Origin of the sequence: Stappia sp. TSB10GB4 (genome assembly GCF_900185745.1) — a bacterium.
In the GTDB taxonomy this organism is placed as follows: Bacteria; Pseudomonadota; Alphaproteobacteria; order Rhizobiales; family Stappiaceae; genus Stappia.
The window spans coordinates 131096-146543 of sequence record NZ_FYAV01000038.1 but is presented as its reverse complement, the minus strand read 5'-3'; the positions used below and the strand labels follow the sequence as shown (position 1 = coordinate 146543).

General features: G+C 67.5%; 14 protein-coding genes. 11 read left to right on the top strand and 3 right to left on the bottom strand.

Annotated elements, in window-relative coordinates:
- Positions 1-32: 32 nt before the first annotated feature.
- The 3 genes from TSB10GB4_RS08065 to TSB10GB4_RS08055 all read left to right on the top strand — a co-directional run bounded on the left by TSB10GB4_RS08065 (position 33) and on the right by TSB10GB4_RS08055 (position 4190).
- Entirely contained in the window at positions 33-1640 is a 1608-nt protein-coding gene (locus TSB10GB4_RS08065) for a carboxyl transferase domain-containing protein (protein WP_186395306.1), read from the top strand.
- A gap of 63 nt (positions 1641-1703) precedes the next feature.
- Positions 1704-3653 (top strand): acetyl-CoA carboxylase biotin carboxylase subunit, encoded by a 1950-nt coding sequence (locus TSB10GB4_RS08060; protein ID WP_186395305.1) that lies wholly within the window; start codon positions 1704-1706, stop codon positions 3651-3653.
- Between the two features lie 102 nt (positions 3654-3755).
- Positions 3756-4190, top strand: coding sequence for a DUF1489 family protein (locus TSB10GB4_RS08055; protein ID WP_186395304.1), 435 nt, complete (start codon positions 3756-3758; stop codon positions 4188-4190).
- A gap of 29 nt (positions 4191-4219) precedes the next feature.
- On the opposite strand, the gene panC is transcribed toward TSB10GB4_RS08055, so the two are convergent.
- On the bottom strand, positions 4220-5086 hold the full coding sequence (panC, locus tag TSB10GB4_RS08050) for a pantoate--beta-alanine ligase (protein ID WP_186395303.1): 867 nt from the start codon (positions 5084-5086) through the stop codon (positions 4220-4222).
- A gap of 155 nt (positions 5087-5241) precedes the next feature.
- Between panC and TSB10GB4_RS08045 the strand changes: the two genes are divergently transcribed.
- Together TSB10GB4_RS08045 and TSB10GB4_RS08040 are read left to right on the top strand one after the other, a co-directional pair.
- The gene (locus TSB10GB4_RS08045) at positions 5242-5985 is read left to right on the top strand and encodes a VWA domain-containing protein (protein ID WP_371328874.1); all 744 of its coding nucleotides are present in this window, start codon (positions 5242-5244) and stop codon (positions 5983-5985) included.
- 105 nt (positions 5986-6090) lie between these two features.
- Positions 6091-6801 carry a DnaJ domain-containing protein gene (locus TSB10GB4_RS08040; RefSeq protein ID WP_186395302.1) on the top strand — a complete coding sequence of 237 codons (711 nt, stop codon included), beginning with the start codon at positions 6091-6093 and terminating at the stop codon, positions 6799-6801.
- Positions 6802-6852: 51 nt separating this feature from the next.
- Here the strand turns inward: TSB10GB4_RS08040 and TSB10GB4_RS08035 are convergent, their stop codons facing one another.
- Entirely contained in the window at positions 6853-8511 is a 1659-nt protein-coding gene (locus TSB10GB4_RS08035) for a serine hydrolase (RefSeq protein WP_208984574.1), read from the bottom strand.
- 656 nt (positions 8512-9167) lie between these two features.
- Between TSB10GB4_RS08035 and TSB10GB4_RS08030 the strand changes: the two genes are divergently transcribed.
- From TSB10GB4_RS08030 to TSB10GB4_RS08005, 6 genes are all read left to right on the top strand, one after another.
- Positions 9168-9497: a phasin family protein gene (locus tag TSB10GB4_RS08030; protein WP_208984572.1), complete on the top strand. Its 330-nt coding sequence runs from the start codon at positions 9168-9170 to the stop codon at positions 9495-9497.
- 503 nt (positions 9498-10000) lie between these two features.
- A complete protein-coding gene (clpS, locus tag TSB10GB4_RS08025) occupies positions 10001-10330 on the top strand; it encodes an ATP-dependent Clp protease adapter ClpS (protein WP_186395301.1) in 330 nt (109 codons plus the stop codon).
- Positions 10331-10339: 9 nt separating this feature from the next.
- Positions 10340-12766, top strand: coding sequence for an ATP-dependent Clp protease ATP-binding subunit ClpA (gene clpA / locus TSB10GB4_RS08020; RefSeq protein WP_186395300.1), 2427 nt, complete (start codon positions 10340-10342; stop codon positions 12764-12766).
- A 154-nt stretch (positions 12767-12920) separates the two neighbouring features.
- Positions 12921-13697 carry an AzlC family ABC transporter permease gene (locus TSB10GB4_RS08015; RefSeq protein ID WP_186395299.1) on the top strand — a complete coding sequence of 259 codons (777 nt, stop codon included), beginning with the start codon at positions 12921-12923 and terminating at the stop codon, positions 13695-13697.
- A complete protein-coding gene (locus TSB10GB4_RS08010; RefSeq protein ID WP_186389074.1) occupies positions 13694-14044 on the top strand; it encodes an AzlD domain-containing protein in 351 nt (116 codons plus the stop codon). Before TSB10GB4_RS08015 ends, TSB10GB4_RS08010 begins: the two co-directional genes overlap by 4 nt.
- A 114-nt stretch (positions 14045-14158) precedes the next feature.
- Entirely contained in the window at positions 14159-14821 is a 663-nt protein-coding gene (locus tag TSB10GB4_RS08005) for a glutathione S-transferase family protein (protein ID WP_186395298.1), read from the top strand.
- A gap of 14 nt (positions 14822-14835) precedes the next feature.
- Here TSB10GB4_RS08005 and TSB10GB4_RS08000 read toward each other — a convergent pair whose 3' ends face one another.
- On the bottom strand, positions 14836-15264 hold the full coding sequence (locus tag TSB10GB4_RS08000) for an HIT family protein (RefSeq protein WP_186395339.1): 429 nt from the start codon (positions 15262-15264) through the stop codon (positions 14836-14838).
- Between the last annotated feature and the right edge of the window lie 184 nt (positions 15265-15448).

Below are 15448 nucleotides of genomic sequence, written 5' to 3'. Positions count from 1 at the left end.
CTCATCCCGACAGCAACCGGGGGGATAACCAGGTGGCGATCCTGCGCAGCAATTCCACGACCCACGGGCCGGAGGTGGAGGCGAACCGCGCCGCCTGGGCCGAGCTTCGCGCCGACCTCTTGGGCAAGCGGCATGCGGCGGCGCTCGGCGGCCCCGAGCGGGCGCGCCAGCGGCATCTGGCGCGTGGCAAGTTGCTCCCGCGCGAGCGCGTCGCCCGGTTGCTCGATCCCGGCAGTCCGTTCCTGGAAATCGGCGGCCTTGCGGCCCATGGCCTCTATGACGACGCGATCCACGGGGCCGGGCTTATCACCGGCATCGGCCGGGTTTCGGGCCGCGACTGCATGATCGTGTGCAACGACGCCACCATCAAGGGCGGCACCTACTATCCGCTGACGGTCAAGAAGCACCTGCGGGCGCAGGAGATCGCCATGGAGAACCGGCTGCCCTGCATCTATCTGGTCGATTCCGGCGGCGCCAACCTGCCGAACCAGACCGAGGTGTTTCCCGACCGCGACCATTTCGGCCGGATCTTCTTCAACCAGGCCAACATGTCGGCGATGGGCATCCCGCAGATCGCCGTGGTGATGGGCTCGTGCACCGCCGGCGGGGCCTATGTCCCTGCAATGTCTGACGAAACCATCATCGTGCGGCAGCAGGGCACGATCTTTCTGGCCGGTCCGCCCCTCGTCAAGGCGGCGACCGGCGAGGAGGTTTCGGCCGAGGATCTGGGCGGTGCCGAGGTGCATACCCGCATCTCCGGCGTCGCCGATCACTACGCGGTCGACGACGATCAGGCGCTGGCCCAGGCGCGCCGCATCGTCGCCAATCTCAACAGCAGCAAGGCGCCGGATCTGGCGCTTGCCCCCGCGCGGGCGCCGGTGGTCGATCCGCGCGATCTCGACGCGGTGGTGCCGGTCGACCTCAAGAAGCAATATGATATCCGCGAGGTCATCGCCCGCATCGTCGACGGCTCGGAGTTCGACGAGTTCAAGGCGAATTACGGCACGACGCTGGTGACGGGCTTCGCCCGCATCCAGGGTATCCCCGTCGGCATCGTCGCCAACAACGGCATCCTGTTCTCGGAATCGGCGCTGAAGGGCGCGCATTTCATCGAACTGTGCTGCCAGCGCCGCATTCCGCTCTTGTTCCTGCAGAACATCACCGGCTTCATGGTCGGGCGGGAGTACGAGGCCGGGGGTATCGCCAAGGACGGCGCCAAGCTGGTGACGGCGGTCGCCTGCGCCCGGGTGCCGAAGGTGACTGTGATTGTCGGCGGCTCCTATGGTGCGGGCAATTACGGCATGTGCGGGCGCGCCTACGCTCCGCGCTTCCTGTTCATGTGGCCGAACGCGCGGATATCCGTGATGGGCGGCGAGCAGGCGGCGAGCGTGCTGGCCACCGTCCGGCGCGACAATATCGAGGCCGACGGCGGCAGTTGGAGCGCCGAGGAGGAGGCCGCCTTCAAGGCGCCGATCCGCGAAAAATACGAGGCGGAGGGCCATCCCTATTACGCTACGGCGCGGATGTGGGACGACGGCATCATCCTGCCGGAGGAGACCCGCACGGTGCTCGGCCTTGCCTTCTCCGCCGCGCTCAACGCCCCGGTTCCGGAGACCCGTTTCGGCGTCTTCCGCATGTAATCCCCGTCGCGGGCCGCGCATCCGGCCCCGCGCTCGCCTGCCCTTTCAACGAGGACCCACCCCATGCTGGACTCGGTGCTGATTGCCAATCGCGGGGAAATTGCCTGCCGCATCATCAAGACCGCGCGCCGTCTCGGCCTGCGCACCATCGCCGTCTATTCCGAGGCCGACCGCGACGCGCTGCATGTGCGCATGGCGGACGAGGCGGTCGCCATCGGTCCCTCGCCGAGCTCGGAGAGCTATCTGGTGGTAGCGCGCATCCTGGAGGCGGCCAAGGCGACCGGGGCGGCCTCGATCCATCCCGGCTACGGCTTTCTGTCGGAAAACGCCGCTTTTGCCGAGGCTTGCAAGGCCGCCGGCATCGTTTTCGTCGGTCCGTCGGCGGCGGCGATCCGCGCCATGGGACTGAAGGACGGGGCCAAGGCCTTGATGGAGAAGGCCGGCGTGCCGGTGGTGCCGGGCTATCACGGCGAGCGGCAGGAGGCCGAGTTCCTCAAGCAGAAGGCCTATGAGATCGGCTATCCGGTCTTGATCAAGGCGGTTGCCGGAGGCGGCGGCAAGGGCATGCGCCGCGTGGACAAGGCGATCGAGTTCGAGGCCGCGCTCGCCTCGGCGCAGCGCGAGGCGAAGTCCGCCTTTGGCGATGCCCGCGTGCTGATCGAGAAATTTGTCCTCAACCCGCGTCATATCGAGATCCAGGTGTTCGGCGACGGCAAGGGCAATGCTGTGCACCTGTTCGAGCGCGACTGCTCGGCGCAGCGCCGCCACCAGAAGGTGCTGGAGGAGGCGCCGGCTCCCGGCATGACGCAGGAGACCCGCGCGGCGATGGGCGCGGCCGCGGTCGCGGCGGCCAAGGCCGTCAACTATGCGGGCGCCGGCACCATCGAGTTCATCGCCGACGGCTCGGGGACACTGCGCCCCGACGGGTTCTGGTTCATGGAAATGAACACCCGGCTGCAGGTCGAGCATCCGGTGACGGAGATGATCACCGGCCAGGACCTGGTCGAGTGGCAATTCCGCATCGCCTCCGGCGAGGGCCTGCCGCTGTCGCAGGAGGAGATCACCATCAGCGGCCACGCGGTCGAGGTGCGGCTCTATGCGGAGGATCCGGATACAGGATTTCTGCCCTCCACCGGGCGGCTCGATCTGCTGGAACTGCCTGAAAGCGAAGGCGTTCGCATCGACACCGGCGTCGAGACCGGGGCGGAAATCTCCGCCTTCTACGATCCGATGATCGCCAAGCTGATCGCCTACGGCCCCGACCGGCAGACGGCGCTCGCCCGGCTTGCCGCACAGTTCGACCGTTCGCTGATCGCCGGTCCGAAGAACAATCTCGCCTTCCTGGCGGCGCTGGTCGCCCATGAGGATGTGCGCCGAGGCGGCTTCGATACCGGGCTGATCGACCGCGACCTTGCCCGGCTGACGACCGGGCGGGTTGGCGAGGCGACGATCGAGGCGGCGGTGGCGGCCCTGGTGCTGCCTGAGACGGCGTCGGACGCGCCGGCCGACACCGCCGGCTGGCAGGATCCTTTCGCGGCGACCAGCGGGTTCGAACTGGCCGGCATCCGGCGCATCGGCGTCGGCGTCGAGGTCGACGGCGAGCTGCGCGAGGTGACGATCTCCTGGTGGGGCGGCGAGGCGAGCGTTTCGGGCCCCAGCCATGACGCCCCCCGGACGGGAGCCGGCCGGGTGGTGCGCAGCGACCGGGGCATTTACGCGGTGGAGGGCGGGCGCGCCGTGCTGGTGACCTTGGTCGACCATCTCGCCCGGGTGGCGGAGGACGCGGAAGCCGCGTCCGCCGTCAAGGCGCCGATGCATGGCAAGGTCATTGCCGTCGATGTCGCGCCCGGCGACCGGGTGGAAAAGGGCGACCGGCTGGCGGTGGTCGAGGCGATGAAGATGGAACACGCCATCACCGCGCCGCGCGACGGTACGGTCGAGGCGGTCTTCGTCACCGAAGGCGCGCAGGTCGACCAGGGCGCGCCGGTGGTGGCGCTGGCCGACGAGGACTGACACCAAGCGCCCTGATCGGACCGGCGCATCGCCTGTGCATAGCGGGCAAGGCCGGCGCCTTGCGGGTTTGCCGGCGCGTGCTGAGCCCTATAACAGGGGATCATGTCGCTTCATCTGCTCAAGCTCTGCGTCGGCGTCGACGCCATCGAGGATCTCCAGGCCTGGATCGATTTCCGCCTGGAGGAGAAGCGGACGCGCGGCGAGCCGGTCGAGCAGTATCACACCACGCGGATGATCCCGACCCGGCGCGACGAGCTGCTGGGCGGCGGCTCGCTCTACTGGGTGATCAAGGGCACGATCCAGGCGCGCCAACACCTCCTCGACATCCGCCCCTTCACCGACACGTCCGGGGTCAAGCGCTGCCATCTGGTGCTGGAGCCGGTGCTGCATCCGACGCGGCCGCAGCCGCGCCGGCCGTTCCAGGGCTGGCGCTATCTCACCGACGAGGACGCACCGGCCGATATCCGCCGGTTGTCCGGCGGCGGCGACATTCCCGAGGCGATGCGCCGGGAACTCGCCGAGCTCTGCCTGATCTGATTGGTTTTCTTGCGAAACTCGCAGTCCGCTCAGGCCCAGCCCGAGGCCGGGCGGGCGACCGCCATGTTGTCGATCAGCCGCGTCGAGCCGAGCCTTGCGGCGACCAGCAGGCGGGCGCTGTCGCTCTGCGGCCCGACGGGGGCCAGCGTCGCGGCGTCGCGCAGGTCCAGATAGTCGACGGCAAAGCCGCTTTTGGCGAGCTGCGCCGTGCCCTCGGCGAGCACCGGTGCCGCCGGCTCGCCGGCCTCGATGCGCGCGATCGCCTGCGTCAAGACCTGCGGGATCAGCGCGGCCGTCCGGCGGGCGCCGGCGTCGAGATAGCGGTTGCGCGAGGACATGGCGAGCCCGTCCGCCTCGCGCACGGTCGGCGCGCCGAGAATCTCGGTCGGAATGCCGAGATCGGTGACGAAGCGGCGCACCACGGCGAGCTGCTGGTAGTCCTTCTCGCCGAACACCGCGACATCGGGGAGGGCGGCGAGCAGCAGCTTGGTGACGACGATGGCAACGCCGTTGAAGAAGTGCGGGCGGGTGACGCTTTCCAGCCCCTGCGAAGGACCGCCGACAGTGACACCAGTGGCAAAGCCTTGCGGGTACATCTCTGCCACGGAGGGCAGGAACACGCCTTCCACCGAAAGATCCGCGAGCATGCGGATGTCGGCCTCATTGTCGCGGGGATAGGCGTCGAAATCCTCCGTCGGGGCGAACTGGGTGGGATTGACGAAGATCGAGACGACCACGTGTTCGGCCCGCGCGCGGGCGGCGCGCACCAGCGACAGGTGGCCCTCGTGCAGGGCGCCCATGGTCGGCACCAAGGCGATGCGGCGTCCGGCGGCGCGCGCCGAGGCGATGCCCTGGCGCAGGTCGGCAACGGTCTCGTGAACCTTCGGCCTGGTCATGTCTTGCGGTATCCTCCAGCCTTCGACGCCGCTCCCGTGCCGGCGCCGGATACGGTGTTTAGCGCCTTTTGCGGTTGGCGTTTGGATTTTTCCGCAATGGGCGCCATATCAATTGCGACTGACTGAAATGCATGGCGGAACCGTAAGGAGCACTGGTGGACGAGGACCGCAGGATCGAGGCGACACGCAGCCGCAGCCCGGCCGGAACGAGTGAGGGCAAGGCCCCGGCGACCTCCGCCAAGAGCGCGATTTCCGCCTTCCTCGGCGCGGCGCAGGCGACCCGCAACGTCGCCACCGCGGGGCGGCTGGTGATCGCGCTGGACGCGACGATGAGCCGCCAGCCGACCTGGGACCGGGCCTGCGCCATCCAGGCGGAGATGTTCACCGCCGCCGGCAAGGTCGGACGGCTTGCCATGCAGCTCGTCTATTTCCGGGGCTTCGGCGAATGCGCCGCCTCCAGATGGGTCGACGACGGCGAGACGCTCGCCGGGTTGATGACGCGGATCGACTGTCGCGGCGGCCAGACCCAGATCCGCAAGGTGCTGCGCCATGCCATCGACGAGACCCGCCGGCGCAAGGTGCAGGCGCTGGTCTATATCGGCGACTGCGTCGAGGAGGATGTCGACGCGCTCTGTGCCAGGGCGGGGGAACTCGGCCTGCTCGGCGTGCCGGCCTTCATCTTCCAGGACGGGGCGGACGCCCATGCGCAGACCGCCTTTCGCGAGATCGCAAGGCTGACGCGCGGCGCGCATTTCCGCCTCGACGGCTCGTCGGCACGGGAACTCGCCGAGTTGCTGAAGGCGGCGGCGGTCTATGCGGCGGCGGGGCGCGAGGGACTGGAGCGGCTGACGCGCGGCGGCGACGGCGGCGCGAAGCGGCTGCTGCGGCATATGGGGTGAACCGACGAGTATGAGGCGGTGGGGCGCTCGTTTGCCGCCTCGGAGGGGTACGACCGGCTCTTTACAGTGCCGATGATTGCACGATTTGCGAAGACGGGGACTGGTATGGGATTTCTGCTGCTCGGCGTGGGGACGCTTGCCCTGCTGCTGGCGCTCGCGCACTACATGACACGGGCCAATCCGGGCGATCTTGCCCGCCAGCTCAAGACGGCCGGTGGCGTCGCCCTTCTGGCGCTGGCGGCGGTGCTGCTGGTGGCGCGGCGGATCGACCTGGCGCTGCTGGCCGGCGGATTAGGGCTGACGCTGCTCGGGCTGCGGCAGGCCCATGGCTTCAAGCCGGCGGGCGAGGGGCAGAATGGGGAAAGCGGAGCGACCTCGACGGTGCGCTCCGCGTTCCTGGAGATGCGCCTCGACCACGATAGCGGGGCCATGGCGGGCGAGGTTCTGGTCGGCCACTTCGAGGGGCGCAGCCTCGACAGCCTGTCGCGCGGGGAGCTTGCGACGTTGTATCGGGAGCTGTCCGGCGACGCGGACAGCCGCGCCTTATTTGAGGCTTATCTCGACCGCCGGGAGCCCGGCTGGCGTGTAGACTTCGAGGCGGATGCCGCAGCGGGGCATGGAAGCCCGCCGGGCACGGGCGCCATGACCGAGCAGGAGGCCTACGAGATTCTGGGGCTTGCGCCCGGCGCCGGCGAGGCGGAAATCCGGGCGGCGCACCGCAGATTGATGAAGCGCGTCCATCCCGATCAGGGGGGGAGCGGATTTCTCGCTGCCAAACTCAACGAGGCGAAGGCCCTGCTTCTCGATCGTCATTGAACTCACCAGTACGCGTAACAAGTTGATCTGGGTTTCAGACGGTCCGTCCCACTACTGATACACGGCGTAGCAGTTGAACCGCTTCTGCTTCAGGTCGCGGCAGGCGTTCCAGGCCGCGGTCTTGGTCTCGAACCCGACGAAGCGGGCGCGATAGAGGGTGGAGCCGCCGGAATCGACCGGCTCGGTATAGGGGTCGTAGCCGCGCAGCTTCGGCCCGAGCGCGCCCTGCGCCCGCTTCAGCATGGCGACGGCGGCATCCTCGCTTTCGGCGGCGGCGATCTGCACCTGCCAGCCCGGCGCCGGGTCGGCGGCGTTGTTGGCGGCGACGGTCACCGAGGAATTGGCCGGCGCGTCGGGCAGATCGGCGGTCACGGCTGCCGGCGCCGGGTCGGGCAGGGCGGTGGCGACCACCTCGTCGCCGAGCGCGGCAACGCGGATGGTCTGCGTGCGCACCGTGCGCACGGCCGGTGTCGGCGCGGGAACCGCCGGTTGCGATGCGACGACTTGCGGAGCCGAGCCCTGCGGAACCATGTCGGCGGCGGCCACTTCCATCGCCTTGCGGTGCAGGATCGCCTTGAGGTCGGGCTTCTGCGGCACCGGCGCGATCGAGCCGGTGACGATGTCGGCGCTGGCGTCGGAGGCGCGGGCAGCCGGAACGGCAGGCGCAGCCGCGGGAGCTACTGCAGGGGCGACGCGGGCGGCGGGCGCCGCCACCGGTACGGCGCGGGTGGCCTGGCTGAGCGCCGCCACCTGCATCACCTGTTCCTGCGGCTTCAGGCCGGGCACGGGCACGTTGCGCAATTCGGCGAAGGCGAGCGGCTTGGGCGTGACCTTCGGCGTGGCGGCAGCCTGGCCGCGAGGTGCCGGGGCGCTGGCCGCCGGAGCGCTGGCGACCAGCATCGGCGCGGTGCGGTTGCCGCGGGTCGCCTTGGGCAGGTACTGGGCGATCAGCTTTTCCATCTGCGCATTGCGCGAGGCGCCGGTGCGCCCACCCATCACCACGGCGACGATGTGGCGGCCATCGGTGTTGACGTTGGTGACCAGGTTGAAGCCGGAGGCGCGGATGAAGCCGGTCTTGATGCCGTCGACGCCCTTGACCCGGCCGAGCAGGCGGTTGTGGTTACCGTAGCGCTGGCCCTTATAGGTATAGACCCGGGTGTTGAAGTATTTGTAATACTTCGGGAAACGCTCCTGGATCGCGCGGCCGAGCAGGGCCATCTCACGGGCCGTCGTCTTCTGCGCATTGTCCGGCAGGCCGGACGGGTTGCGGAAGGTGGTGTTCTTCATGCCGATCTGGCGGGCGGTGCGGGTCATCCGCTGGGCGAAGGCCGGCACGGAACCGCTGACATTCTCGGCGATGACCACGGCAACGTCATTGGCCGACTTGGTCACCAGCGCCAGGATCGCGTCCTTCGCGGTGATGGTGCTGCCCGGCTTCAGGCCGAGCTTGGAGGGCGGGCGGCTCGCGGCATATTGCGAGACCTTGAGCGGGGTCTGCAGCGACATGCGGCCGGCCTCCAACTCCTCGAACAGGACGTAGAGCGTCATGATCTTGGTGAGCGAGGCCGGATAGCGGGCCGTGTCGGCCTTGTAGCTGTACAGGGTCCGCCCCGACTTCACGTCGACGACGATGCCCGAGTATTTCGGATTGGCGAAAGCAGGAGCGGACAGCATCGCGGTCAGCGCCAGGGCCATGGCGGCCAGAAGCAATCCACGGGATCCGATTGCAAGGGCGCACCCGACGCGCCGCACACCTTTACTCAGCACAATTTCACCCCACTCGGGTCCAGGTGTTTCGTTTGCGGTGCGATCCGGATCCCCGCCAGCCCCGGCCGGATGTCCCGCGTGTTGCCTCATGATGCCCGAAATACGGTTACGAATGTCCAAACGCAGTCGTACAGCGAAACCGATTTTCGAGATTTTTAGCCGCGTTGTCGTCGGCTTTCACGGTAACGAAGAGTCGCAAAAGGCGGTTAATGCGCCGTTACCGAGCGTCTCCACCCTATGGCAAATGTCGTGGGAAACGGAAGCGGCGAGCTGCGCCTGGCAAAAACGCAAGGCGGCGCGGGGACTTGCCCCGCAAGGACCGGATCGGGCCTGCCGCTGCGGCAGGCCGAGGTCCTGCGCCGGCTATGTTGCACTGCAAAATGACTCTTGACAAAATTTGTGCATTGCATATATCTCAAACTGTTATTGCAAGGCTCGACGTTGTGGCGTGCTTCGGGAAAGTCCCTGATGGATCTTCCTCTGAACGCCCGGACATTCGGGCACATCGCAGCCGGAACCGGCACGCCCGGTCCGGACCGGAGCACCGGGGCAATCAAGAGGCCGCAAGGCCGCAAGGCAAACGTTCAGGGAACACCATCATGAACAATTTCGAAGACATCCAGAAGCTCGGCAAGGACAACATGGACGTCGTCATGCAGAGCTTCGGCGCCATGACCAAGGGCTTCCAGGCGATCGCCTCGGAAGTGGCCGACTACCAGAAAAAGTCCTTCGAGGAGAGCTCCGCCGCGGTGGAGAAGCTGGTCGCCGCCAAGTCGCTCGACAAGGCTTTCGAGGCCCAGAGCGAATTCGTCAAGACCGCCTATGAGGGCTTCGTCGGCGAAGTCACCAAGATCGGCGAGATGTACAGCGACCTGGCCAAGGACGCTTACAAGCCTTACGAGGCCGCCTTCTCCAAGGCCGGCAAGTAAGCTTTCGTCTCCCAAGACGATCCCGGCGGCGTGCCGCCGGGCTTTCGACCCGCGGACCCCGTCCGCGGGTTTTTGCGTGCCTGCGCCGTTCCGTCGCGGCTGCGGCCGTTTCCGGCAGCAGGTCGCGACTCTCCCTCCCAACAATTCGGCGTGTTGCGCGTGCGAATGCACATCGCCGCCATTGAGCTTGGCGCAGGATGCCATACATTAGATGGACGCGCGGGCAGGTCGCCGAAACGGCTGTCCCGAGGGGCGGCGTGCCCGGGCTGTCGCGAGGGGTGGCGTGCTTGGGGCGCAGCGGCCGTGCCGCGGTCGTCGCAGGGGCCATCTCCCAGCAGGACTGCAGGCGCTCGCCGGCCGAACCTTGCGGGCCAGACGTTGCTGGTCAGGCCGTTCGGGCCAGACCTTGCGGCTTTCCGAGGGACAGGTCCGCCGCAGGACAGGCGATTGCGGAACAGGCGGTTGCGAAACAGCCGATTGCGGGACAGGGCGATGGAGAGCCAATGACCAAGGGACCTCAGCGCGGCAACGGCGACGACACGGGCAACCTGGTCGTTACCAAGACGCGGACTGTCGCCAAACGGCCGAACCTGTACCGTGTCCTGTTGCTGAACGACGACTACACGCCGATGGAATTCGTCGTGCACGTGGTGGAGCGGTTCTTCCAGAAGAACCGCGAGGAAGCTACGCGCATCATGTTGCACGTCCATCACCACGGCGTCGGGGAGTGTGGTGTTTTTACCTATGAGGTGGCGGAGACCAAGGTCACTCAGGTCATGGACTTTGCCCGCAAACACCAGCATCCTCTGCAATGCGTGATGGAAAAGAAATAGGGGTCGCCCGTGCCGTCATTCTCCCGAAGCCTTGAAAAGGCCCTGCACCAGGCGCTCTCGTTCGCGAACGAGCGTCAGCAGGAATACGCGACCTTGGAGCACCTGCTCCTCGCGTTGATCGACGACCAGGACGCCGCCGCGGTGATGCGTGCCTGCAATGTCGATCTCGACGTGCTGAAACGCAATCTCGTCGAATATATCGATACCGAACTCGAGAACCTGGTGATCGAGGGCGACGACGATTCCAAGCCGACGGCCGGATTCCAGCGCGTCATCCAGCGCGCCGTGATCCATGTCCAGTCGTCGGGCCGGGAGGAGGTGACGGGCGCCAACGTGCTCGTCGCCATCTTCGCCGAGCGGGAAAGCCATGCGGCCTATTTCCTGCAGGAACAGGACATGACCCGCTACGACGCGGTCAACTACATCTCCCATGGCATTGCCAAGCGCGCCGGCATGTCCGAAGCACGTCCCGTTCGCGGCGCCGACGAGGAAGCGGCGACGGAGGAAGGCGTGGAAAAGCCTAAGCAGAAGACGGATGCGCTTGAGGCCTACTGCGTCAACCTCAACGAAAAGGCCAAGTCCGGCCGTATCGATCCGCTGATCGGACGCGATGCCGAGATCTCGCGCACCATCCAGATCCTGTGCCGCCGGTCGAAGAACAACCCGCTCTTCGTCGGTGATCCGGGCGTCGGCAAGACCGCCATCGCCGAAGGGCTTGCCAAGCGGATCGTCGACGGCGACGTGCCGGAGGTGCTGCTGGACGCGACGATCTTCTCGCTCGACATGGGCGCGCTGCTCGCCGGCACCCGCTATCGCGGCGACTTCGAGGAGCGGCTGAAGCAGGTCGTCAAGGAGATCGAGGACTATCCCGGCGCGGTGATGTTCATCGACGAGATCCACACGGTGATCGGCGCCGGCGCCACCTCGGGCGGAGCGATGGACGCCTCGAACCTGCTCAAGCCGGCGCTCGCCTCCGGGACGATCCGCTGCGTCGGCTCGACCACCTACAAGGAGTATCGCCAGTTCTTCGAGAAGGACCGCGCCCTGCTGCGCCGGTTCCAGAAGATCGACGTCAACGAGCCGACCATCTCGGACACGGTGGAGATCCTCAAGGGGCTGAAGCCCTATTTCGAGACCTTCCACAAGGTCCGCTACACCAATGAGGCGATTAAGACGGCGGTGGAGCTGTCGGCCCGCTACATCAACGACCGCAAGCTGCCGGACAAGGCCATCGACGTGATCGACGAGTCCGGCGCCTCGCAGAAGCTGGTTCCCGAGGGCCGTCGGCGCAAGACCATCGGCGTCAAGGAGATCGAGACCACGGTCGCCTCGATGGCGCGCATCCCGCCGAAGTCGGTGTCCAAGTCCGACGAGGAGGTGCTGTCGAACCTGAACGCCACCTTGAAGCGCATGGTCTACGGCCAGAACGACGCCATCGAGACGCTGGCGAGCGCCATCAAGCTGGCCCGTGCCGGCCTGCGTGAGCCGGACAAGCCGATCGGCAACTACCTGTTCTCCGGCCCGACCGGCGTCGGCAAGACCGAGGTCGCCCGTCAGCTCGCTTCCTCGCTCGGCGTCGAGCTGCTGCGCTTCGACATGTCGGAATACATGGAGCGCCACACCGTCTCGCGGCTGATCGGCGCGCCTCCCGGCTATGTCGGCTTCGACCAGGGCGGCTTGCTGACCGACGGCGTCGACCAGCATCCGCATTGCGTGCTGCTGCTCGACGAGATCGAGAAGGCGCATCCGGACCTGTTCAACATCCTGCTGCAGGTGATGGACCACGGCCGGCTGACCGATCACAACGGCAAGCAGGTCGACTTCCGCAATGTCATCCTGATCATGACGACCAATGCGGGCGCCTCGGACATGGCAAAGCCGCCGATCGGCTTCAACCGGGTCAAGCGTGAGGGCGAGGACCAGGAGGCGATCAACCGCCTGTTCACGCCGGAGTTCCGCAACCGTCTCGACGCGGTCATCGCCTTCGGCAGCCTGCCGATGGAGGTCGTGCACCGCATCGTCGAGAAGTTCGTCATGCAGCTCGAGGCGCAGCTTGCCGACCGCGGCGTGACCTTCGAACTGACCGAAAACGCCGTCGCCTGGCTGGCCGACAAGGGTTATGACGAGCGCATGGGCGCCCGCCCGCTCGCCCGGGTGATCCAGGAGCACATCAAGCGGCCGCTGGCCGACGAGGTGCTGTTCGGCAAGCTCAAGAAGGGCGGCACGGTCAAGGTGTCGGTGTCGGAGGACGCGGCCGGCCTGCTGCTGGAGACGGTCGAGGACACGCCGGTCAAGCCGAAGGCGGAAAAGCCCAAGGCCGCCCGCCCGAAGCGGCGGCGCAAGCCGGCGGCGAAGAAGGTCGAGGTCGCCGCTCCGTCGAAGAAGGGCGGCTCGGCCAAGAAGAGCCTCGTTCCGAAGGTGCCGCTGGCCGACTGAGGACCGTGGACGATCCTTGCCGCGCCTGCGCGCGGCCTCGCGGAACGGCGCCCCTGCGGCGCCGTTTTGCATTTTTGCCTCGACCTGCTAGGTAGGAAGTCCCCTGGCCGGCCCGCCTCCCTGTGGCCGGCGCCCTGTCTTGCGGTTTCGTTTCATGCCGACGCCCCCGTCCGCACCCCCCGAACCTTTGCCCGGCCATCACCCGGACGGCGGCGATCCGCTGCCCTCTCGCGTGTGGGTTCTGCGCGGTGTCCGGGCGGCGGTTTCCATCCCCGCGCTGATCCTTGCCGCCGCCTTTGTCGGCTATGCCGGCCTTGCCCGCGAAAGCGGCTTCACCCTCGGCGAGACGCTGGCGATGGCTGGCCTCGTCTGGGCGCTGCCAAGCGTCGTCGTGCTGACCGGTGCGATCACCGCCGGCATGGGCCTGGTGCCGGCGGCCATCGCCGTGGCGCTCGCCTCGGTGCGCCTGATGCCGATGACCATGGCCTTGATGCCGATCCTGCGGGTGGACGGCAAGACGCCGCGCTGGCAGTTGCTGATCGCCTCGCATTTCGTGGCCGTCACCGCCTGGGTCTGGGCCATGCGGCATCTGCAGGACCATCCGCGCGAGGCGCGGCTGCCGTTCTTCCTCGGCTTCGGCGCCAGCCTGACCCTCTTCGTCTTCGTCATGACCGGCGTCGCCTATCTGCTGGTGGAGGGCATGCCGGCGCTGCCCTCGGCAGCGCTGTTCCTGCTGACGCCAGTCTATTTCCTGTGCTCGCTGTGGGGCGCGGCGCGCATTTCCGCCGACAAGGCGGCGATGGCGGCCGGGCTGCTGCTCGGGCCGCTGTTCCACATGCTGCTGCCCGGCCTCGACCTGTTGTGGACCGGGCTGGTCGGCGGCACGCTCGCCTATCTCGGCACGCGCATCGCGCGGCGGGGGTGGCGATGACCGGCGCCGAGGCCTGGTGGTGGCCCTATGTGATGATCGTGGTGGCCGGCTGGCTCGCCACCGACATCTGGCGCTGGCTCGGGGTGCTGGCCAGCGGCCGGCTGCGCGAGGACAGCGAGGTGATGATCTTCGTGCGCGCCGTCGCGACAGCTCTAGTCGCCGGCGTCATCGCCAAGCTGATCCTGTTTCCCGCCGGCGCGCTGCAGACCACGCCGATGGCCTTGCGGATCCTGGCCGCCGCCTGCGGCTTTGCCGCCTTCTTCGCTTCCCGGCAGAAGGTGGTGGTGGGCGTTGCCGTCGGCGAGGTCGTGCTGATCGGCGGCTGGCTGCTGCTCGGCCTTGGCTGAGGACAACCCATCTGACAGGATGGGCTGCTGACACGAGGCTGTCAGCAGGGGGCTGCTAATCCACGGATGCGACGGCGCGAGACCGCGCCGCCGGTTTGACCTCAAGGAGACCGCATGTCCGACACACGTTCCGCCGACAAGCTGACGCTGCACTACGCCCCGCGCAGCCGCGCCAGCACCACCCGCGTGCTGCTCGACGAGCTCGGCGCGCCCTACGACCTGCATGTTCTGAACATGCGCGCCGGCGAGCTGAAGTCGCCCGACTATCTGGCGATCAATCCGCTCGGCAAGGTGCCCGCGCTGACCCATGGCGACACGGTGGTGACCGAATCCATCGCCATAGCGCTCTATGCCGGCGATCTCTTTCCGCAGGCGGGGCTGACCCCGGCCATCGGCGATCCGCGCCGCGGCGCCTATCTGCGCTGGATGGTGTTCTATGCCGCCAGTTTCGAGCCGGCGGTGGTGGACAAGGCGCTCGGCCACGATCCCGGCCCGCAGTCGCCCTATGGCACCTACGACAAGGTGATGGAGACCCTGGCCGAGCAGCTCGGCAAGGCGCCCTACATTCTCGGCGACAAGATCACCGTTGCCGACATCCAGTGGGGCTCGGCGCTGCGCTGGACGCTGATGTTCAAGCTGGTGCCGGACCTGCCGGTCTTCACCGACTATGCCCAGCGCATCACCGCCCGGCCGAGCTTCCGGCGCGTCCACGAGGACGAGGGCCGGCTCGACGCCGAGCACGAGGCCGCCGCCGCGCAGGCGAGCGGCGGCAACTGATCCTCAGCGTTCGCTCAGGCGAGGGCGGCGCGGATCTTGTCGGCATTGGCCGCCAGCACCGCCTGGTCGGCCATGTCGCCCGTGTGCGGGCGCAGCGCCACGCCGGCAAAGCGCGGGATGACATGGACATGGGTGTGGAACACCACCTGTCCGCCCGCGCTTTCCGAAAACTGCTGGATGGTGGTGCCGTCGGCGTCGAAGGCGCGCACCACCGCATGCGCCATCTTCTGCACGGTCTTCATCACCGCGTTGAGATCGTCCTCGGCGATGTCGAGGATGTTGCGCGAGGGCGCCTTCGGAATCACCAGCACATGGCCGTCGCCGCGCGGCATGATGTCCATGATGACGAGGGTCCTGTCGTCCTCGTACACCTTCTGCGCGGGCAGTTCGCCGCGCAGGATCTTGGCGAAGACATTCTGGTCGTCATAGGCGGCAGCTTCGATCGGCATGGTGGTCTCCGGTAGGGCCCTGGCGGGCAAACTTGGTGCCTTCTTGGCAGCACAGCCGCCGCCGGCGTTCAAGTTCAGAATCAGATTCAAGCTGAGAAATCGATTCAACGGCGGCTCGCGGGTGGCTCCAAGGCCGCCTGAGCCGGCCTCGCATCTCGATTCAACGGCGGCGAAAAGA

Bases quoted from the DNA above. Each gene is read 5' to 3' on its own strand.
- TSB10GB4_RS08060 (WP_186395305.1), top strand. From the start codon at position 1,704: ATGCTGGACTCGGTGCTGATTGCCAATCGCGGGGAAATTGCCTGCCGC.
- TSB10GB4_RS08055 (WP_186395304.1), top strand. From the start codon at position 3,756: ATGTCGCTTCATCTGCTCAAGCTCTGCGTCGGCGTCGACGCCATCGAG.
- panC (WP_186395303.1), bottom strand. From the start codon at position 5,086: ATGACCAGGCCGAAGGTTCACGAGACCGTTGCCGACCTGCGCCAGGGC.
- TSB10GB4_RS08040 (WP_186395302.1), top strand. From the start codon at position 6,091: ATGGGATTTCTGCTGCTCGGCGTGGGGACGCTTGCCCTGCTGCTGGCG.
- TSB10GB4_RS08030 (WP_208984572.1), top strand. From the start codon at position 9,168: ATGAACAATTTCGAAGACATCCAGAAGCTCGGCAAGGACAACATGGAC.
- clpS (WP_186395301.1), top strand. From the start codon at position 10,001: ATGACCAAGGGACCTCAGCGCGGCAACGGCGACGACACGGGCAACCTG.
- TSB10GB4_RS08015 (WP_186395299.1), top strand. From the start codon at position 12,921: ATGCCGACGCCCCCGTCCGCACCCCCCGAACCTTTGCCCGGCCATCAC.
- TSB10GB4_RS08010 (WP_186389074.1), top strand. From the start codon at position 13,694: ATGACCGGCGCCGAGGCCTGGTGGTGGCCCTATGTGATGATCGTGGTG.
- TSB10GB4_RS08005 (WP_186395298.1), top strand. From the start codon at position 14,159: ATGTCCGACACACGTTCCGCCGACAAGCTGACGCTGCACTACGCCCCG.